Origin of the sequence: Ottowia beijingensis (genome assembly GCF_042680925.1) — a bacterium.
GTDB lineage: Bacteria > Pseudomonadota > Gammaproteobacteria > Burkholderiales > Burkholderiaceae_C > Ottowia > Ottowia beijingensis.
On the sequence record NZ_JBHUEP010000007.1, the window covers coordinates 194,709 to 213,318 of the forward strand.

The 18,610-nt window shown below is 69.4% G+C and carries 17 protein-coding genes and 1 pseudogene; 16 read left to right on the forward strand and 2 right to left on the reverse strand.

Features of this window, described 5'->3' with window-relative positions; translation table 11 throughout:
* Positions 1–5: 5 nt before the first annotated feature.
* Positions 6–806 carry a PP2C family protein-serine/threonine phosphatase gene (locus ACFSCU_RS10330; protein ID WP_333707144.1) on the reverse strand — a complete coding sequence of 267 codons (801 nt, stop codon included), beginning with the start codon at positions 804–806 and terminating at the stop codon, positions 6–8.
* Positions 807–894: 88 nt separating this feature from the next.
* Here ACFSCU_RS10330 and ACFSCU_RS10335 point away from each other — a divergent pair, with 88 nt between their 5' ends.
* Together ACFSCU_RS10335 and ACFSCU_RS10340 are read left to right on the forward strand one after the other, a co-directional pair.
* Positions 895–1,098, forward strand: a complete 204-nt coding sequence (locus ACFSCU_RS10335) for a YdcH family protein (RefSeq protein WP_180551166.1) — start codon at positions 895–897, stop codon at positions 1,096–1,098.
* Positions 1,095–3,122, forward strand: a complete 2,028-nt coding sequence (locus ACFSCU_RS10340; protein ID WP_377560617.1) for an ATP-dependent DNA helicase — start codon at positions 1,095–1,097, stop codon at positions 3,120–3,122. The genes ACFSCU_RS10335 and ACFSCU_RS10340 overlap by 4 nt, the downstream gene beginning before the upstream one ends.
* A gap of 315 nt (positions 3,123–3,437) precedes the next feature.
* On the opposite strand, the gene ACFSCU_RS10345 is transcribed toward ACFSCU_RS10340, so the two are convergent.
* Positions 3,438–4,241, reverse strand: coding sequence for an outer membrane protein assembly factor BamD (locus ACFSCU_RS10345; RefSeq protein ID WP_180551167.1), 804 nt, complete (start codon positions 4,239–4,241; stop codon positions 3,438–3,440).
* A 50-nt stretch (positions 4,242–4,291) separates the two neighbouring features.
* On the opposite strand from ACFSCU_RS10345, the gene ACFSCU_RS10350 reads away from it, so the two are divergent.
* From ACFSCU_RS10350 to ACFSCU_RS10415, 14 genes and pseudogenes are all read left to right on the forward strand, one after another.
* A complete protein-coding gene (locus ACFSCU_RS10350; RefSeq protein WP_373368347.1) occupies positions 4,292–5,302 on the forward strand; it encodes an RluA family pseudouridine synthase in 1,011 nt (336 codons plus the stop codon).
* A 138-nt stretch (positions 5,303–5,440) separates the two neighbouring features.
* Positions 5,441–6,433: an SMC-Scp complex subunit ScpB gene (gene scpB / locus ACFSCU_RS10355; protein WP_377560619.1), complete on the forward strand. Its 993-nt coding sequence runs from the start codon at positions 5,441–5,443 to the stop codon at positions 6,431–6,433.
* Positions 6,430–8,037: a pseudouridine synthase gene (locus ACFSCU_RS10360; protein WP_377560620.1), complete on the forward strand. Its 1,608-nt coding sequence runs from the start codon at positions 6,430–6,432 to the stop codon at positions 8,035–8,037. The genes scpB and ACFSCU_RS10360 overlap by 4 nt, the downstream gene beginning before the upstream one ends.
* Positions 8,038–8,304: 267 nt before the next feature.
* On the forward strand, positions 8,305–8,730 hold the full coding sequence (gene ndk / locus ACFSCU_RS10365) for a nucleoside-diphosphate kinase (protein ID WP_180551170.1): 426 nt from the start codon (positions 8,305–8,307) through the stop codon (positions 8,728–8,730).
* A 27-nt stretch (positions 8,731–8,757) separates the two neighbouring features.
* On the forward strand, positions 8,758–9,924 hold the full coding sequence (gene rlmN / locus ACFSCU_RS10370; RefSeq protein ID WP_377560621.1) for a dual-specificity RNA methyltransferase RlmN: 1,167 nt from the start codon (positions 8,758–8,760) through the stop codon (positions 9,922–9,924).
* On the forward strand, positions 9,921–10,745 hold the full coding sequence (pilW, locus tag ACFSCU_RS10375; RefSeq protein WP_377560623.1) for a type IV pilus biogenesis/stability protein PilW: 825 nt from the start codon (positions 9,921–9,923) through the stop codon (positions 10,743–10,745). The genes rlmN and pilW overlap by 4 nt, the downstream gene beginning before the upstream one ends.
* Complete coding sequence (locus tag ACFSCU_RS10380; protein ID WP_333707829.1) at positions 10,738–11,658, forward strand: helix-turn-helix domain-containing protein; 921 nt, start codon at positions 10,738–10,740, stop codon at positions 11,656–11,658. Before pilW ends, ACFSCU_RS10380 begins: the two co-directional genes overlap by 8 nt.
* A 169-nt stretch (positions 11,659–11,827) precedes the next feature.
* A complete protein-coding gene (gene ispG, locus ACFSCU_RS10385; RefSeq protein ID WP_180551172.1) occupies positions 11,828–13,087 on the forward strand; it encodes a flavodoxin-dependent (E)-4-hydroxy-3-methylbut-2-enyl-diphosphate synthase in 1,260 nt (419 codons plus the stop codon).
* 180 nt (positions 13,088–13,267) lie between these two features.
* Positions 13,268–14,578, forward strand: coding sequence for a histidine--tRNA ligase (hisS, locus tag ACFSCU_RS10390; RefSeq protein ID WP_377560624.1), 1,311 nt, complete (start codon positions 13,268–13,270; stop codon positions 14,576–14,578).
* Between the two features lie 26 nt (positions 14,579–14,604).
* A complete protein-coding gene (locus ACFSCU_RS10395) occupies positions 14,605–15,279 on the forward strand; it encodes a YfgM family protein (protein ID WP_180551173.1) in 675 nt (224 codons plus the stop codon).
* Entirely contained in the window at positions 15,276–16,415 is a 1,140-nt protein-coding gene (gene bamB, locus ACFSCU_RS10400; RefSeq protein ID WP_180551174.1) for an outer membrane protein assembly factor BamB, read from the forward strand. Before ACFSCU_RS10395 ends, bamB begins: the two co-directional genes overlap by 4 nt.
* Before the next feature lie 230 nt (positions 16,416–16,645).
* Positions 16,646–17,986, forward strand: coding sequence for a ribosome biogenesis GTPase Der (gene der / locus ACFSCU_RS10405; RefSeq protein ID WP_180551175.1), 1,341 nt, complete (start codon positions 16,646–16,648; stop codon positions 17,984–17,986).
* Between the two features lie 142 nt (positions 17,987–18,128).
* Positions 18,129–18,380, forward strand: a complete 252-nt coding sequence (hfq, locus tag ACFSCU_RS10410; RefSeq protein WP_308645876.1) for an RNA chaperone Hfq — start codon at positions 18,129–18,131, stop codon at positions 18,378–18,380.
* 82 nt (positions 18,381–18,462) lie between these two features.
* A pseudogene (locus tag ACFSCU_RS10415) lies at positions 18,463–18,610 on the forward strand (GTPase HflX); the annotation flags it as partial.

An 18,610-nucleotide genomic window follows, 5' to 3' on the forward strand; every position in this document is an offset into this window, starting at 1 on the left:
AGCCTTCAGCGCAGCGGCGCGAAGGCCGAGCCGACCACCGGCTTGTTGTCGGTCAGCGGCTCCACCTTCACGATGGCCAGCGACAGGTTGTCGCCCCCGCCCATGGCGCGCGTGCGCGCCTTGTCGACCAGAAACTCGCTGGCCTCGCGCGGCGGCAGCGAGTTCAGCACCGAGCCCAGCTCCTCGGTGGTGAAGTAGTGCCACAGCCCGTCGGTGCAGGCCAGCAGCGCATCGCCGATCTGCAGCTGCGGGATGAAGTGGGCGTCCAGCCGCGGCTCGTCCTCGGTGCCCAGGCAGCTCAGCAGCACGTTCGACTTGGGATGCACCGAGGCCTCTTCCTCGCTCATCTCGCCCTGGTCCACCAGCGCCTGCACGTACGACTGGTCCTTGGTGCGGCGCACCAGCGTGGGCCCGCGGAAGTGGTACAGGCGCGAATCGCCCGTGTGCACCCAGTGGCATTCGCCGCCGGGGTTGATGAGGAAGGCCGCCATGGTGCTGTGCGGTTCCTGCTCGGCGGCGATGGCGGTGAGCTTGATCACCAGGTGCGCCTCTTCGCCCACCTGGCGCAGCAGCGATGCCGGGTCTTCGTTCTCGGGCGCAAAGCGCTCGAACAGCTGGCGCGAGGTCAGCAGAACCTGGTCGGATGCCTTGCGCCCGCCGGTGCGCCCGCCCATGCCGTCGGCTACCACGCCCATCACGCAGCCGGCGATGCGCGGGTGGGCGAACAGGCCCACCTGGTCCTGCTGGTATTCGCGGTCTCCCTTGTGCAGGCCGGTGGCGGCGCTGAGTCGATAGCCTTTGTCCATGTTCTCTTGGGGCCTGGCGGCCATGCGTGGTCGTCAAGGCCGTATTATTGAACGAAGTCCGAGCGACTTCCGTTTTTGTAGCTTTCCAGTGACGGCCAACCTGCATTCCCCTGAACGCCAGCTGATCGAACTGCGCATCGAGCACGCCGATCTCGACGCCTCGATCGACCGCCTGAGCGCGCAATCGCCCGTCGACCAGCTGATGCTGCAGCGCCTGAAGAAGCGCCGCCTGGCCCTGCGCGATGTCATCGCGCGGCTCGAGGCGGCGCTCGACCCCAAAGAGCCCGCATGAGCACGCCCCTGCAGCAGGCGGTGCAATCCACTTTTGCCGACCACGGCCCGCTGGCACAGGCGGCCGAGGGCTTCGTGGCGCGCGATGGGCAGATGCGGCTGGCCGAGGCCGTGGCGCGCACCATTGAGCAGGGCGGCGTGCTGGTGGCCGAGGCCGCCACCGGCGTCGGCAAGACCTTCGCCTACCTGGTGCCGGCCCTGCTGTCGGGCGAGCGCGTGCTGCTGTCCACCGCCACCAAGACGCTGCAGGACCAGCTGTTCGGGCGCGACCTGCCGCGCCTGGCGCGCGCGCTGGGCGTGCCGGTGCGCACCGCGCTGCTCAAGGGGCGCGCCAGCTACCTGTGCCTGCACCGGCTGGAGTTTGCGGGCGAAAGCGTTGCCGGCTCGGCACCGCACCTGCGCCACGCGCTATCGAAAGTGGAGCGATGGTCGAAGACCACGCGCACGGGCGATCTGGCCGAATTGCCGGGGTTGGACGAGCGCTCGCCCGTCATCCCGCTGGTCACCAGCACGCGCGAGAACTGCCTGGGCGCTGAGTGCCCCAGGTTCCGCGCCTGCCACGTCAACCTGGCGCGGCGCGAGGCGCTGGCGGCCGACCTGGTGGTCATCAACCACCACCTGTTCTTCGCTGACCTGGCGATCCGCGAATCCGGCATGGCCGAGCTGCTGCCCACGGTGCGCGTGGTGGTGTTCGACGAGGCGCATTCGCTCAACGAGACCGGCATCCAGTTCCTCGGGCAGCAATTGGCCACCGGGCAGCTGCTGGACTTCGCCCGCGATCTGCTGGGCGCCGGCCTGCAGCAGGCGCGCGGCCTGTGCGACTGGACACAGCTGGCCAGCGGCGCGGAGATGGCCGCGCGCCAGCTGCGCATGGCCGCCGGACAGGTGCGCGGCGCCAGCCGCCTGCGCTGGACGGGCGAGGCGCCTGATGGCGTGGAGCCGGGCGAATGGCAGGCCAGCCTGGCGCGACTGCACACGGCGCTGCAGGCCGCCGCCGCCGCGCTCGACACCGTGAGCGAGCTGGCCCCCGACTTCGTGCGCCTGCACGAGCGCGCGCTGGCGCTGGCTGCGCGTGTGCAGCGTTTCGCGGCGCCGTGCGACGTGGCGCTGGTGCGCTGGGCCGACGTGAGCCAGTCGCTGCGCCTGGTCGAGTCGCCGCTCGACATTGCCGAGACGGTGCGCACGCGCCTGCTGCCCGCGCCCGATGCCGAAGGCCGCCCGCGCGCCTGGGTGTTCGTCTCGGCCACGCTGGGCGACGACGAGCGCCTGCGCTGGTTCACCGAGCCCTGCGGCCTGCAGCAGGCCGAGGTGCTGCGCATCGGCAGCCCTTTCGACTACGCGCGCCAGGCCGCGCTGTACGTGCCGTCGCACATCGTGCGCCCCAACGACCCGGCGCACAGCGCTGACGTGGCGCGCCTGGCGGGCGACGCGGCGGCACGCCTGGGCGGCCGCACCATGGTGCTGACCACCGCGCTGCGCGCGCTGCGCAGCATTGGCGAGGCGCTGGCGGAGCGCTTTCCCGCCGGCTCGGGCATTGAGGTGCTGGTGCAGGGCCAATTGCCCAAGCGCGTGCTGATGGACCGCTTTCGCGCCGGCAACGCGGGCGGGCGGCCCGGCTGTGTGCTGGTGGCTTCGGCCTCGTTCTGGGAGGGCATCGACATGCCGGGCGAGGCGCTGCAACTGGTGGTCATCGACAAGCTGCCCTTCCCGCCGCCGGGCGACCCGCTGGTCGAGGCACGCTGCCGCCGCATCGAAAGCGAAGGCCGCAGCGCCTTTGCCGACTATTCGGTGCCCGAGGCGGCCGTGGCCCTCAAGCAGGGCGCTGGCCGCCTGATCCGGCGCGAGACCGACACCGGCCTGCTGGTCATCTGCGACACCCGCCTGACCCAGATGGGCTACGGCCGCCGCCTGCTGGCCGCGCTGCCGCCGATGCGGCGCCTGGCAACGGCGCCCGATTTCGATGCCGCGCTGCGGGCGTTGGTGGAGCAGGGTGCTTCAGAAAAAGGAGCTGCTTGCGCTGGATGATTGGGTATTTCAATATGCTTTGATATTGAAATCGCCGAACGACCAGCGCAAGCAGCTATCTTTGTAGGAGCGGCCTTGGCCGCGATGCAGCGCATCGCCCTGCACAAACGCCCATCGCGGGCAAGCCCGCTCCCACAGCAGGCCAAGGCCATCGTCAGCCGAGGATCGAAAGACAAGGAATCGAACGGCCGCGGAGCAGGCCACGCCAGCGACAGCCGTGCGCGGACCTGTGCCGCGCACCGGCTGTGTCCCCCTTCCCGCGAAGCGCAGCGCAGCGAGAGAAGGGGGAAGCGGCGTCAGCCGCTCAGGGGGTTGTCACCAGATCTGCCACCACGGCTTGTCCGGTCCGCGGAAGCCGCGCGTCAGGTACACGCTGTTGGGGTAGTTCTGGTCCAGCACGCGCTTGCTGTCGTCGCGCAGATCGTTCATGCCCAGCTTGTCGTAGGCCTGGGTCAGGATGTAGAGCGCTTCTTCCAGCGCCGGCGCGTCGCGGTAGTCGGCAATGGCCTGCTGCGCGCGGTTGACGGCGGCCACGTAGGCACCGCGCTGGTAGTAGTAGCGCGCCACGTGCACCTCGTACTGCGCCAGCGCATTCACGGTGTAGCGCATGCGCGCGCGGGCATCGGGCGTGTAGCGCGAATCGGGGAAGCGCGTGACCAGTTCGTTGAACGACTCGAAGGCTTCCTTGGCGGCCTTCTGGTCGCGCTCGGACAAGTCCTGCCGCGACAGGAAGGCGAATAGCCCCAGCTCGTCGTTGAAGTTGATCACGCCCTTCATGTACAGCGCGTAGTCAATCGCCGGGCTGGCTGGGTGCAGGCGCATGAAGCGGTCGAGCGTGGCGATGGCCTCGGCCTTCTGGCCGTCCTTGAACTGCGCGTAGGCCTTGTCCAGCTGCGCCTGCTGCGCCAGCGGCGTGCCGGCGGCGCGGCCTTCCAGCGTCTCGTACAGCGGGATGGCCTTGTCCCAGGCGCCGGAATTGAGTTCGTCCTTGGCTTCGGCGTGGATGCGGTTGGGGCTCCAGCCGGCGGTCTTGTCGACGGGCTTGGTGGAGCAGGCTGACAGCAGCGCGGCCAGTGTCAGAACTGCGGCGCTGGCAGCCGATAATCGGGCACGTTGCATCAGTGGCAAACCTCTTGAATCAAGCTCGGTCCATTATATCGACGCCCCCTCTGGCGAAGGGGCCCGGCGCCGGGGCGGCCGAGGTGGACGACGAACTCGCCGACGAGGCCTCGGCCTCCGAATCGCGCACGCTGGCGGTGCCCGCCACGCACCATGGCGACCGGCTGGACCGCACGCTGGCAGCGCTGGTGCCCGAGTTCTCGCGCAACTACCTGAGCCAGTTGGTCGAAGGCGGCGCAGCGCAGGTCAACGGCCGCGCCATCACCAAACCGGCCCACAAGGTGCGCGCGGCCGATCAGGTTGTTATCGAACTGCGCCCCACGCCCATGAGCCAGGCTTTCGTGCCGCAGGCCATGCCGCTGGCCGTGGTGTACGAGGACGAGCACCTGGCCGTCATCGACAAGCCCGCCGGCCTGGTGGTGCACCCAGCACCGGGCCACTGGAGCGGCACGCTGCTCAACGGCCTGTTGGCGCGCGACGACAAGGCCCGGCAGCTGCCGCGCGCCGGCATCGTGCACCGCCTGGACAAGGACACCAGCGGGCTGATGGTCGTCGCCCGCTCGCGCCCGGCCATGGACGCGCTGGTGGCGCGCATCGCCGCGCGCGAGGTGCGGCGCGAATACCTGGCGCTGGCGCACCGGCCGTGGAGTGGCCCGGCGCAGCGCGAAGTCGACGCGCCCATCGGCCGCGACCCGCGCAACCGCCTGCGCATGGCCGTGGTCGACCTGGAGCGGAACGCCGGCAAGCCGGCGCAGACGCTGTTCACGCTGCTGCAGAACGCGGAGCCGTTCTGCCTGCTGCGCTGCCTGCTGCGCACGGGCCGCACGCACCAGATCCGCGTGCACCTGGCCCACCTGGGCCATCCGCTGGTGGCCGATGCGCTGTACGGCGGCGCGCCCGCGGCGGGGCTGGCGCGGCAGGCGCTGCATGCGCGGCGGCTGGCGTTCGCGCACCCCATCACCGGCCAGGCGCTTGATTTCAGCGCGCCGCTGCCGGCTGACCTGGCGGCGGCGCTGGCGGCCTGCGGCCTTACAATGCCCGCAGACGACACAGCCACGTGACTGGCGCCACGGCGATACGAATCGCACCGTTCGGCGCCGCGCCGTTTCGCTGCCGACGCCGCGTGAGCGGCCCGCCTTCCACGCCATCCTGAACCCGCACGCGACACACCCGCGTGCCCCCACACAGAGCCCGTCACCGTGAATTCAGTGGACGCCAAGCGCATCCTTGAAACCGCCCTGATCTGCGCGCAGCAGCCCATGCCGCTGCGCGAGTTCCGCGTGCTGTTCGACGACCAGGTCGGCCCCGACACCCTGAAGAACCTGCTGCTGGAGCTGCAGGACGACTGGGCGCAGCGCGGCGTCGAGCTGGTGCAGGTGGCCAGCGGCTGGCGCTTTCAGAGCCGGCCCGAGATGCGCGAATACCTCGACCGCCTGCACCCCGAGAAACCGCCCAAGTACACCCGCGCCACGTTGGAGACGCTGGCCATCATCGCCTACCGCCAGCCGGTGACGCGCGGCGACATCGAGGACATCCGCGGCGTCACCGTCAACTCGCAGCTCATCAAGCAGCTGGAGGACCGCGGCTGGGTCGAGGTGATCGGCCACCGCGAGACCGTGGGCCGGCCCGGCCTTTACGCCACCACGCGCCAGTTCCTGGACGATCTGGGGCTGGAATCGCTGGACCAGTTGCCGATGCTGGAATCGCCCAGCGAGCAGGCGGCCAGCATGTTCGACGCGCTGGGGGTTGAGGGCGAGGCGGCCGCAGACGTGGGCGCCGAGTCGCCTGCTGCCGATGCGGATGCTGAGATGGCGCAGGCGCCCGAAGCGGCCGAAACAGCGGAACCCGTGGTCGCCGAAGCTGCCCTCGCAGCCCACGCCGCCCACGCCGCCGAGACGGTGTTCACGGATGGCGTGCCAGATGAACCGGAGTTCGCGGCCGGGCCGGTGCTGCCCGACGGCGAAGCAGTGACCGCTGTCGAAGCGCCCCCCGTGGCCGATGGCCTGGACGCGCCGCCGGAGCTGGAGCGCGAGCCAGAGCCCGCACCTGAACCGGATGCCCACACCGCAGCCGATGCCATGCCCGAGGTCGACACCGATCTGCCGTCGCCTGACGATCTGCCCACTCCCGCCGACCACCCCGAAACGCCGTCCGACGACGCCCCTCCTTCCACCGACGAAGAGCAGCCATGAATCCCGACGAGCCGAACGAGTTGACCCCGCCGGCGCCTGACGCAGCACCCACGCCCCGTCCTGCACGGGCGAAGAAAAAAATGGCTCCAGCGCCCGTGGATCAAGCGCCGGAAACTATTGAAAACGAAGCAACTGAAGCGCCTGCCGCTGAGCCGGAAGCGATCAATCCGAAGACGACGCGTTCTAGGAAAAAAGTGGCTCCAGCGCCCGTGGATCAAGCGCCGGGCGCTACTGAAAACGAAGCTCCAGCGTCGTCGCCCGAGGTGGCTGAAGAAGTGACAGCCGCGCCACCCGTCGAGGCCGCGCCTGTGTCGGAGGCAACGCCTGCAGAAACGCCCGAGAGTGCCGTCAGCGCTGCCGATGCCTCATCACCCGTTGAAGCCGCTGCCCAGCCGACTGAGAAGCCCGCCCGCCCCGAAGCCCCCGAGCAACCCGTCGCGTTCGACGACGTCGTCTCTGGCCGCTTCGACGCCGAGGCCGACGCACCCGCCGCTCTTCCGAAGCGCGTGCTGCTGCCGCAGCCCGAGCAGCCGAAGCTGCACAAGGTGCTGGCGCAGGCCGGCCTGGGCTCGCGGCTGGAGATGGAGCAGCTGATCCTGGAAGGCCGCATCAGCGTCAACAACCAGCCGGCGCACATCGGCCAGCGCATCCAGTTCGGCGACACGGTCAAGATCAACGGCCGGCCGGTCAAGCTGCGCATCGCCCCGCCGCCGGCGCGCGTGCTGGCCTACCACAAGCCGGTGGGCGAGGTGGTGACGCACGACGACCCGCAGAACCGCCCCACCGTGTTCCGCAAGCTGCCGCGCCTGCAGCCGGGGCAGGGCAAGTGGCAGAACGTCGGCCGGCTCGACCTGAACACCGAGGGCCTGCTGCTGTTCACCAACTCGGGCGAGCTGGCCAACCGGCTGATGCACCCGCGCTTCGGCCTGGAGCGCGAATACGCCGTGCGCGTGCTGGGCGCCTTGAGCGATGAAGAAAAGCAGCGCCTGCTGGACGGCGTGCCGCTGGACGACGGCATGGCGCAGTTCGGCTCGATCAAGGAAGAGGGCACCGGCGAAGGCGCCAACCAGTGGTACCGCGTGACCATCAGCGAAGGGCGCAACCGCGAGGTGCGCCGCATGATCGAATCGGTGGGCCACGCCGTCAGCCGGCTGATCCGCATCCGCTACGGCGCCATGATGCTGCCACGCGGCCTGCGCCGCGGCATGTGGATGGAACTGGGCGAGCGCGACATCCGCGCGCTGGGCGAGGCCTCGGGCACGCCCGAGCGCGTCATCCGCGGCGCGCCCGAGCCGCGTCCAAAGCCGCAGGATCAGCCGCGCCGCGCCCGCAGCGACCGCGGCCGGGGCAGCGGCCCGCGCCCCAACGTCGCCGGCGGCCGCCCGCAGGACGATGCGCCGCGCCCCTTTGCCGGCGGCCCGCGCCGCCGCAGCGGTGGCGGCGGGCAGGGCGGCGGTGCCGGTGGTGGCAACCAGCCCGATCCGCTGAAAACCTCGCAGGGCTACATCGGTGCCGACAGCTTTCAGCGCCAGCGCGCGCAGGGCCGGGGCAAGCCGGGCGGTGGTGGCGGTGGCCGGCGTGGCGGTGGCGGGCGGCGCGGTTAGTATGGTTTTGATAGCTGCTTGCGCACGTATTGAAACGATTTCAGATAGTTTTCTATCTGAAATCGTTTTATAACCAGCGCAAGCAGCTATGGTTATTGATGATGGCGGGGTGCGGCCAACCCTGGCTCAGGCGCCGTTCATGGCCCCGCCGCCGTGCAGTGCAACCCGCCCCGGCCGCGGCGTCGTCACGGCCCGCTGGTTAGAATGAAGGGCTTTGCCCAGGCGGGCAAACACCGATTCCCGAAACCACAGGAAAACATCCTCAACATGGCTACCGAACGCACCCTTTCCATCATCAAGCCCGACGCCGTCGCCAAGAACGTCATCGGCCAGATCTACGCCCGTTTCGAGGCCGCCGGCCTGAAGGTCATCGCTGCCCGCATGCAGCACCTGTCGCAGCGCGAGGCCGAGCAGTTCTACGCCGTGCACAAGGAGCGTCCCTTCTTCAAGGACTTGGTGGACTTCATGGTCTCCGGCCCGGTGATGATCCAGGTGCTGGAAGGCGAGGGCGCCATCGCCAAGAACCGCGAGCTGATGGGCGCCACCGACCCCAAGAAGGCCGACAAGGGCACCATCCGCGCCGACTTCGCCGACAGCATCGACGCCAACGCCGTGCACGGCTCCGACGCGCCCGAGACGGCCGCTGTCGAAGTGGCGTTCTTCTTCCCCGGCTTGGCCATCTACAGCCGATAAGGCCATCGAAAGGCGGCCTGACGCAGCATGACGACCCCCGTCAACCTGCTCGACTTCGACCTGGAAGGCCTGGCCGCCTATTGCGAAACGCTGGGTGAAAAGCGCTTTCGCGCCACCCAGCTGTTCCGCTGGATTCACCAGCGCGGCGTGGCCGATTTCAGCCAGATGAGCGATCTGGCCAAGTCGCTGCGCGAGAAGCTGGCCGGCAAGGCGCAGGTCACCGCGCTGCCCGTCATCAGCCAGCACGAATCGGCCGACGGCACCATCAAGTGGCTGTTCGACGTCGGTGGTGGCAACGCCATCGAAGGCGTGTTCATTCCAGAGGATGATCGCGGCACGCTGTGCGTGTCATCGCAAGCGGGCTGCGCGGTGGGCTGCCGCTTCTGCTCCACCGGCCACCAGGGCTTCAGCCGCAACCTGACCACGGCCGAGATCGTGGCGCAGCTGTGGTTTGCCGAGCACTTCCTGCGCCGGCACCTGAAGACCGAAGAGCGTGTCATCTCCAACGTGGTGATGATGGGCATGGGCGAGCCGCTACAAAATTATGATCGCCTGGTGCCCGCGCTGCGCACCATGCTGGACGACCATGGCTACGGCCTGTCGCGCCGCCGCGTCACGGTGTCCACCTCGGGCGTGGTGCCGATGATCGAGCGCCTGGCGCGCGACTGTCCGGTGGCGCTGGCGGTGTCGCTGCACGCACCCACCGACGAGTTGCGCAGCCACCTGGTGCCGCTCAACCGCAAATACCCCATCGATGAACTGCTGCGCACCTGCACCGCCTACTTGGCCGCGGCGCCGCGCGACTTCATCACCTTTGAATACTGCATGCTCGACGGCGTCAACGACCAGCCCGAGCACGCCCAGGCGCTGATCGCCCTGATGCGCCGGCACGGCGCCGACGGCCTGCGCGCCAAGTTCAACCTGATTCCCTTCAACCCGTTCCCGCAATCGGGCCTCACGCGCTCGCCGATGGCGCGCGTGCTGGCCTTCGGCAAGCTGCTGAACGATGCGGGCATCGTCACCACCGTGCGCAAGACGCGCGGCGACGACATCGACGCCGCCTGCGGCCAGCTGGCCGGCGACGTGCAGGACCGCACCCGCGTGCAGGACCGCATCGCCAGACAGCGCACCATCGTGCTGCACCAGGTGCCGACCCCGCCGGCCACGGCGGCGCAGAGAAAGGTTGTTCCATGAACATTCATCCATTCCGCCCGGCCATGCCGTCCCGTCGCTGGCTGCTGGCCCTGGCCTGGGCCGGCCTGGCGGCGCTGGCGGGCGGCTGCGCCACGCAGCCCGGCGGCGACATCCCGCCCGAGTTGCAGACCGCCTCCGACGAATCCGACGCCCGCAAGCGCGCCCGCACGCGCCTGGCGCTGGCGGCGGGCTATTACGAGAACGGCCAGCACATGGTGGCGCTGGACGAGCAGAAGCGCGCCCTGCAGGCCGACCCGAACTACCCCGACGCCTACAACCTGGGCGGGCTGATCTACATGGCGCTGGGCGACAACGCGCTGGCCATCTCCAACTTCCAGCGCGCCATCGCCCTCAACCCGCGCGACGGTAACGCCATGCACAACCTGGGCTGGCTGCACTGCCAGGCCGGGCGCTACGACGACGCCACGCAGGCCTTCCAGCGCGCCGTCGCCGTGCCCACCTACCAGGACCGCGCCAAGACCCTGATGGCGCAGGGCGTGTGCCAGGCGCGTGCCGGCGACACCGCCGGCGCCGAGAAGACACTGATGCACTCCTACGAGCTGGACGCCGGCAACCCCGTGACGGCGTTCAACCTGTCGCAGCTGCTGTACAACCGCGGCGACTACAACCGCGCGCAGTTCTACATTCGCCGCCTGAACAACTCCGACCTGGCCAACGCCGAATCGCTGTGGCTGGGCATCAAGGTGGAGCGCCGCATGAACAACCGCCAGGCCATGGAGCAGTTGGCCTCGCAGCTGCGCCGCCGCTTCCCGCAATCGCGCGAGCTGCTGTCCTATGAACGGGGGGCTTTCGATGAGTGAGCGCACCTCCGGGTTTCACGACAGCACGGTGGCCGCGCCCGGCACGCAGCCCGCACCGCTGGCGCCTGCCGACGGTGCCGTGCCGCCGGCATCGGCCGGCCAGATGCTGCGCCAGCTGCGCGAATCGGCGGGTGTCGACCCGATGCTGCTGGCCAGCGCCATGAAGGTGTCGCCGCAGAAGCTTGAAGCGCTGGAGAACGACCGGCTCGACCTGCTGCCCGACGTGACCTTCGCCCGCGGCCTGGCCTCGGCCATCTGCCGAGCCTTCGGCACCGACCCGGCGCCGGTGCTCGAGCGCATGCCCGTGTCCGCGCCCGGCCTGCGCCCCGCTGGGCAGAGCCTGAACCAGCCCTTCCGCCGCACCGGCGACCGGCCGGCGCCCGTGCTGGCCAGCACCTTCTCCAAGCCCCTGCTCATCGCGGTGGTGGGTTTGCTGCTGGGCGCGGCGGCGCTGTACTTTCTGCCCACGCTGCCGATCCAGCTGGGTGCGCCGCCGGCCACGGTGCCCGCGGGCGACGGCACGGTGCGCGAGAGCGTCGAGCCGGCGGTCGCGCCGCCGGCCGAACCGCTGGCCCCGGCCGAGATGCCGGCCGGCGCCGCATCGGCCGAGCAGGTGGTGCCGCAGCCCGCGCCGGCAGCGCCGGCTTCGGCAGCAGCCGCTGCCACGGCCGTGGGTGACGACCTGATCCATTTCGCCGCCAAGGCCGAGACCTGGCTGACGGTGCGCGATGCGGCGGGCAAGCAGCTCATCAACCGTGCGCTGGCCGCCGGCGAAGCCCTGGGCCTGAGCGGCGAGGTGCCCCTGTCCGTCACCATCGGACGCAAGGACGCAGTGGACGTGACCGTGCGCGGCGAGCCGTTCGACCACCGCAGCCTGAGCAAGACCACCGTTTCCCGCTTCCAGATCAAATGACGCTCCCCCTGAGTCGCCTGCGGCGCCTTCCCCCTGGGGGGGACAACGCTGGACGCCGGGGGGACCCCGGCGTCGGCGTTCGCGCATGGCCTGCTCCGCGGCCGTTTGAAAGGGCTTGCTGCGCAGCCCTGAGTCAACAGGGTGCGGGTGTGCTGTTTCGGAGAAACCGATGAAGCCTGAAGTTCAAGAGCCCATCGCTGTCGCTGCGCCCGCCGCGCGCCGCTCGCGCCAGGGTCGCGTGGTGTGGGGCTCGCGCGTGGTCACCGTGGGTGGTGATGCGCCGGTGCGCGTGCAGTCGATGACCAACACCGACACGGTGGATGCCATCGGCACCGCCATCCAGTGCAAGGAACTCGCCATTGCCGGCTCGGAGATGGTGCGCATCACCGTCAACACGCCCGAAGCGGCGGCGCAGGTGCCCTACATCCGCGAGCAGCTCGACCGCATGGGCGTCGACGTGCCGCTGATCGGAGACTTCCACTACAACGGCCACCGGCTGCTGACCGAATTTCCGGGTTGCGCGCAGGCGCTGTCGAAGTACCGCATCAACCCCGGCAACGTGGGCAAGGGCGCCAAGAAGGACGTGCAGTTCGGCCAGATGATCGAGGCCGCCCTGAAGTGGGACAAGCCGGTGCGCATCGGCGTCAACTGGGGCAGCCTGGACCAGGACCTGCTGGCCGGCCTGATGGACGAGAACGCGCAGCGCGCCCAGCCGTGGGAGGCGCGCCAGGTGATGTACGAGGCGCTGATCCAGTCCGCCATCGGCTCGGCCGAACAGGCGGTGGAACTGGGCATGGCGCCGGAGCAGGTGATCCTGAGCTGCAAGGTCAGCGGCGTGCAGGACCTGATCGCGGTGTACCGCGAACTGGCGCGCCGCTGCGACTATCCGCTGCACCTGGGCCTGACCGAGGCCGGCATGGGCACCAAGGGCACGGTGGCCTCGGCTGCCGCGCTGTCCATCCTGCTGCAGGAGGGCATCGGCGACACCATCCGCGTCAGCCTCACGCCGCAGCCCGGCGAGCCGCGCACGCAGGAGGTGGTGGTCGCCTCCGAAATCCTGCAGGCGCTCGGCCTGCGCGTGTTCGTGCCCAGCGTCACCGCCTGCCCCGGCTGCGGGCGCACCACCAGCACTACCTTCCAGGAACTGGCCAAGCAGATCGACGACCACCTGCGCGCGCAGATGCCGGTGTGGCGCAGCAAGTACCCGGGCGTCGAGGGCCTGAAGGTGGCCGTGATGGGCTGCATCGTCAACGGCCCGGGCGAGAGCAAGCACGCCGACATCGGCATCAGCCTGCCCGGCACCGGCGAGGCGCCGGCTGCGCCCGTGTTCATCGACGGGCAGAAGGCCATGACGCTGCGCGGCGAGCACATCGCGCAGGAGTTCCACGCCATCGTCGAGCGCTACATCGAACAGCGCTTTGGGGTGTGATTGGCTGAACTGCCGAACATCCATACGCAGAGGACGCAGAAACCACGCAGAGGACGCAAAAAAAAATACCCAAAAGATGTTTTTTTGGTTTTCCTTCGCGACTTCTGCGAAACCTTTGCGTCCTCTGCGTCCGGCGGTTTGAATCCTGTCCATCATCAAAGAACAGATATCTCAACAAAAATGTCCAAGCAAATCAACGCCATCAAGGGCATGAACGACATCCTGCCGCCCGAATCGGCGCGCTGGGAATGGCTGGAAGAGGTGGTGCGCCGCGTGATGGCCGCGCACGCCTACCGCAACATCCGCACGCCGATCATGGAGCACACGCAGCTGTTCACGCGCGGGCTGGGCGAGGTGACGGATGTGGTGGAAAAGGAGATGTATTCCTTCCAGGACCGCGCCGACCAGCATGGCCATGCCGAGCACCTGAGCCTGCGGCCCGAGTCGACCGCCGGCGTGGTGCGTGCGGTGGCTGAACACAACCTGCTGTACGACGGCGGCAAGCGCCTGTACTACATGGGTCCCATGTTCCGGCGCGAGCGGCCGCAGCGCGGGCGCTACCGCCAGTTTCACCAGGTGGGCGCCGAGGCGCTGGGCTTCGGCGGGCCCGAGGTGGATGCCGAGCTGATCCTGCTGGCCGTGGCGCTGTGGCGCGAGCTGGGCATCCAGAACTGGCGGCTGGAGCTGAACAGCCTCGGCCAGCCCGACGAGCGGCGCGAGCACCGCGCGGCGCTGATCGCCTACTTCGAGGCGCACGCAGACCAGCTGGACGAGGACGCCAAGCGCCGCCTGCACAGCAACCCGCTGCGCATCCTGGACACCAAGAACCCCGCCATGCAGGCGCTGGTGGAAGGCGCGCCCAAGCTGATCGACCACCTGGGCGAAAAGTCGCGCGCGCACTTCGCCGCCGTGCAGGCCATCCTGGCGGCCAACGGCGTCGAATGGCGCATCAACCCGCGGCTGGTGCGGGGCCTCGACTACTACAACCTCACGGTGTTCGAGTTCATCACCGACAGCCTGGGTGCGCAGGGCACCATCTGCGGCGGTGGGCGGTATGACTACCTGATCGAGCAGATCGGCGGCAAGCCGGCGCCGGCCGTGGGCTGGGCGCTGGGCGTGGAGCGCGTGCTGGAACTGCTGAAGGAGGAGGGCGTGCACACGCTCGACCCGGTGCCCGATGCCTACGCCGTCATCCCCGACGCCGCCGCGCTGCCGCAGGTGATGCGCTGCCTGCACCAGCTGCGCGCGCTGGGCGTGGCGGTGCAGATGCACGCCGCATCCGGGCAAGGGGGCGAGGGCATGGGCAGCATGAAGAGCCAGTTCAAGAAGGCCGACGCCTCGGGGGCGCGCTTTGCCCTGATCTTCGGCGCCGACGAACTGGCCGAGGGGCAGGTGACGGTGAAGGCGCTGCGCGACGGCGCCGGGGCGCAGACGCGCCAATCGCTGGCCGAGCCGGCGCTCTGGTCTGACATCCTAAAATCGACCGATTAAGCACGAAGTTACGGAATTCACCACGCATGGCCACGCATCTCGACCTTGAAGAGCAGGAACAGCTCGACGCGCTCAAACACTTCTGGAACCAGTGGGGCAACCTGATCACCTGGGTGCTCATCGCCGTGCTGGGCGCCTACGCCGCCTGGAACGGCTGGCAGTACTGGGAGCGCCGCCAGGCGGGCCTGGCCTCGGTGCTGTACGACGAGGTCGACCGCGCCGCGCAGGCGGGCGACGTGGCGCGCGTGGAGCGCGCCCTGGCCGACATGAAGGACAAGTACGGCGGCACCACCTACGCCGCGCACGCCGGCCTGCTGAGCGCCAAGGTGCTGGCCGAGAAAGGCAAGCCGGCCGAGGCCAAGGCCGCGCTGGCAGCGGTGGCCGACAAGGCACCCAACGACGGCCTGCGCGCCGTGGCACGGCTGCGCCTGGCCTCGGTGCAGATCGGCGAGAAAGCCTACGACGACGCGCTGAAGACGCTGTCCGGCAGCTTTCCGGCGCCATACACCGCGCTGGTGGCCGACCGCCGTGGCGACGTGCTGCTGCTGCAGGGCCAGCGCGAGCAGGCTGCCGCCGAGTTCGGCAAGGCCTACCAGGGCCTGACGGCCGAAAGCGGCGACTACCGCCGCCTGGTCGGCATGAAGCTGAACGCGCTGGGCATCGACCCCGATGCCGGCGCCAAGGCCGGAGCCGCGTCATGACGGCCGCACCCGCCCGCCGCCGCTGGGCCGCCTGGGGCCTGAGCCTGTGTGCCGCCGCCGTGCTGGCCGGTTGTGCCGGCGGTTCCGCGCGGCCCAAGCCGGCCGAGCTGCCGCCCAATGCGGCGCTGGTCGGCGTGCGCCAGGCCTGGACGGCGCGCCTGCCCGCCGTGGGCTTTCCGCTGCAGGTCAACGTGCTCGGCCAGCAGGTCACGCTGGCGGGCACCGACGGCACCATCGTCACGCTGGATGCCGCCAGCGGCCGCGAAACCGGGCGCGCCAGCGCCGGCGCGCCGCTGTCGGCCGGTGTCGGCAGCGATGGCCGCGTGAGCGCCGTGGTGACGCGCGACAACCGCGTGGTGGCGCTGGAAGGCGGGCGCGAGCTATGGCGCCACAAGCTGGCCACGCAGAGCTACACCGCGCCGCTGGTGGCCGGCGGCCGCGTGTTCGTGCTGGGCGCCGACCGTTCGCTGAGCGCCTTCGATGGCCGCAACGGTGCGCGCCTGTGGCACCTGGACCGCCCGGCCGAGCCGCTGGTGCTGCGCCAGGCCGGCATGCTGCAGGCCGTGGGCAACACGCTGGTGGCGGGCATGGCGGGGCGGCTGGTGGGCGTCGACCCCGACACCGGCACAGTGCGCTGGGAGGCCCCGCTGGCCTCGGCCCGCGGCACCAACGACGTGGAGCGTCTGATCGATCTGGTGGGCGGCGTGAGCCGCGACGGCGACGTGCTGTGTGCGCGCTCGTTCCAGACCGCCGTGGGCTGCGTCGACACCGCCAGCGGCAACCTGAAGTGGACCAAGCCCGCCAGTGGTGCCACTGGCCTGGCCGGTGACGGCCAGCGCCTGTTCGGCACCGAATCCGACGGCCGCGTGCTGGCCTGGCGCGCCGAAACCGGCGACCGCGCCTGGGCCACCGATGCCCTGCAATGGCGCCAGCTCACCGGCCCGCTGGTGCTGGGCCGCTCCGTCATCGTGGGCGACAGCACCGGCCTGGTGCACATGCTGTCGCGCGAGGACGGCAGCCCGCTGAACCGCCTGGCCACCGATGGCTCGGGCATCGCCGCCACGCCGGTGGTGGCGGGCAACACGCTGGTGGTGGTCACGCGCAGCGGTGGCGTGTACGGCTTCGTGCCTGAGTGACTTTGATTCAATAAAAATAGCTGCTTGCGCTTGGTATACAAGGATTTCAGGTATGAAAGTGCCTGAAATCGGCTTGTAACAAGCGCAAGCAGCTATCATTTTGTTGAAGCAAATCCGGCGTACCTGTGATGGCCGCCGAGCCCGTACTATTGCAGCTTCAACGCCATTGGCGCAGGCCGGTCTGACCCGACCGCCGCGCGGCGCCTGCCTCCCCCTCGCGAACCGTCGCCATGAAACCCGTTATCGCCCTGGTGGGCCGCCCCAACGTGGGCAAATCCACGCTGTTCAACCGGCTGACCAAGAGCCGCGATGCCATCGTGGCCGACTTTGCCGGGCTGACGCGCGACCGCCACTACGGCCAGGGCCACCTGGGCAAGCGCGAATACATCGTCATCGACACCGGCGGCTTCGAGCCCACGGCCGAGTCCGGCATCTTCAAGGAGATGGCCAAGCAGACCCGCCAGGCCGTGGCCGAGGCGGACGTGGTCATCTTCGTGGTCGACGCGCGTGCCGGCCTGTCGGCGCAGGACCACGACATCGCCGATTACCTGCGGCGCCTGGGCAAGCCCTGTCTGCTGGTGGCCAACAAGGCCGAGGGCATGCGCGAGGGCGCGCAGCTGGCCGAGTTCTACGAGCTGGGCCTGGGCGAGGTGCTGCCGGTGTCGGCTGCGCACGGCCAGGGCGTGCGCAGCATGCTCGAGGCCGCGCTGGACGCACTGGACCTGCCCGAGCCCGAGGAAGACGCCGAGCCCGATCCTGACGCGCCCATCCGCCTGGCCGTGGCGGGGCGGCCCAACGTGGGCAAGTCCACCCTCATCAACACCTGGCTGGGCGAGGAGCGCCTGGTCGCGTTCGACATGCCCGGCACCACGCGCGACGCCATCAGCGTGCCGTTCGAGCGCGCCGGCAAGAAATTCGAGTTGATCGACACCGCCGGTCTGCGCCGCAAGGGCAAGGTGTTCGAGGCGATCGAGAAGTTCTCCGTCGTCAAGACGCTGCAGGCCATCGAATCGGCCAACGTCGTGCTGCTGCTGCTGGACGCCACGCAGGGCGTGACCGAGCAGGACGCGCACATCGCCGGCTTCATCCTCGACGCCGGCCGCGCCGTGGTGCTGGCGGTGAACAAGTGGGACGCGGTGGACGCCTACCAGCGCGAGCTGGTGCAGCGTTCCATCGAATCGCGCCTGGCCTTCCTGAAGTTTGCCGAGCTGCACTTCATCTCGGCCATCAAGCGCCAAGGGCTGGGCCCGCTGTGGGGCTCGATCGCCAAGGCGCACCAGGCGGCCATGCGCAAGATGCCGACGCCCCAGCTCACCCGCCTGCTGCAGGAGGCGGTGCAGTTCCAGGCACCCAAGCGCACCGGCATGTACCGGCCCAAATTGCGCTACGCGCACCAGGGCGGCATGAACCCGCCGGTCATCGTGGTGCATGGCAACTCGCTGGAGGGCGTGACCGACGCCTACAAGCGCTATCTGGAAGGGCGCTTCCGCAAGGCGTTCGAGCTGACCGGCACGCCGCTGCGGGTGGAAATGAAGACGGCGCGGAACCCTTACGCCGACAAGGAGTCGTAAGGCCTTCCCGCCGGCCTCGTGTATAGGCCGGATTCGCCAAAGCGGCCCTTATCGGCCCTTTTCGTGACCTTGACATGGGGCGCGCCACCCCCATGTGTTAAGTTCCATCCCCTTCCAACATTCACCGAACACGGAGAATATCGTGAGCAACAAAGGGCAACTCCTACAAGACCCGTTCCTGAACACCCTGCGCCGTGAGCACATCCCGGTGTCCATCTACCTGGTCAACGGCATCAAGCTCCAGGGCCAGATCGAATCCTTCGACCAGTACGTCGTGCTGCTGCGCAACACGGTCACGCAGATGGTCTACAAACATGCCATCTCCACCATCGTGCCTGGCCGCGCGGTGAATTTCTCCACCGGCTCCGACGCGCCGGAACCCGAAGCCAAATAAGCTGTAGTCGGCATCCAGCTGGCGTGAGCAGCTACTGATCGTGTAGCAAACAACGCCCGCTGGATCGACCTTCATTCCCACGTTGCCCAACCCCGCCGCCCCCGAACGTACCGCCGCAGTCCTCGTGGGGGTGGATCTTGGCGCGCCCAACTTCGACCATGACCTGGAGGAGCTGGGCCTGCTGGCCGAGACGGCCGGCATGCAGCCCGTGGCGCGCCTGACCTGCAGGC

What these genes read in the sequence shown, in the direction of transcription:
- ACFSCU_RS10330 (WP_333707144.1), bottom strand. Translation starts at nt 806, where the DNA reads ATGGACAAAGGCTATCGACTCAGCGCCGCCACCGGCCTGCACAAGGGA.
- ACFSCU_RS10340 (WP_377560617.1), top strand. Translation starts at nt 1,095, where the DNA reads ATGAGCACGCCCCTGCAGCAGGCGGTGCAATCCACTTTTGCCGACCAC.
- ACFSCU_RS10345 (WP_180551167.1), bottom strand. Translation starts at nt 4,241, where the DNA reads ATGCAACGTGCCCGATTATCGGCTGCCAGCGCCGCAGTTCTGACACTG.
- ACFSCU_RS10360 (WP_377560620.1), top strand. Translation starts at nt 6,430, where the DNA reads ATGAATCCCGACGAGCCGAACGAGTTGACCCCGCCGGCGCCTGACGCA.
- ndk (WP_180551170.1), top strand. Translation starts at nt 8,305, where the DNA reads ATGGCTACCGAACGCACCCTTTCCATCATCAAGCCCGACGCCGTCGCC.
- rlmN (WP_377560621.1), top strand. Translation starts at nt 8,758, where the DNA reads ATGACGACCCCCGTCAACCTGCTCGACTTCGACCTGGAAGGCCTGGCC.
- pilW (WP_377560623.1), top strand. Translation starts at nt 9,921, where the DNA reads ATGAACATTCATCCATTCCGCCCGGCCATGCCGTCCCGTCGCTGGCTG.
- ACFSCU_RS10380 (WP_333707829.1), top strand. Translation starts at nt 10,738, where the DNA reads ATGAGTGAGCGCACCTCCGGGTTTCACGACAGCACGGTGGCCGCGCCC.
- ispG (WP_180551172.1), top strand. Translation starts at nt 11,828, where the DNA reads ATGAAGCCTGAAGTTCAAGAGCCCATCGCTGTCGCTGCGCCCGCCGCG.
- hisS (WP_377560624.1), top strand. Translation starts at nt 13,268, where the DNA reads ATGTCCAAGCAAATCAACGCCATCAAGGGCATGAACGACATCCTGCCG.
- ACFSCU_RS10395 (WP_180551173.1), top strand. Translation starts at nt 14,605, where the DNA reads ATGGCCACGCATCTCGACCTTGAAGAGCAGGAACAGCTCGACGCGCTC.
- bamB (WP_180551174.1), top strand. Translation starts at nt 15,276, where the DNA reads ATGACGGCCGCACCCGCCCGCCGCCGCTGGGCCGCCTGGGGCCTGAGC.
- der (WP_180551175.1), top strand. Translation starts at nt 16,646, where the DNA reads ATGAAACCCGTTATCGCCCTGGTGGGCCGCCCCAACGTGGGCAAATCC.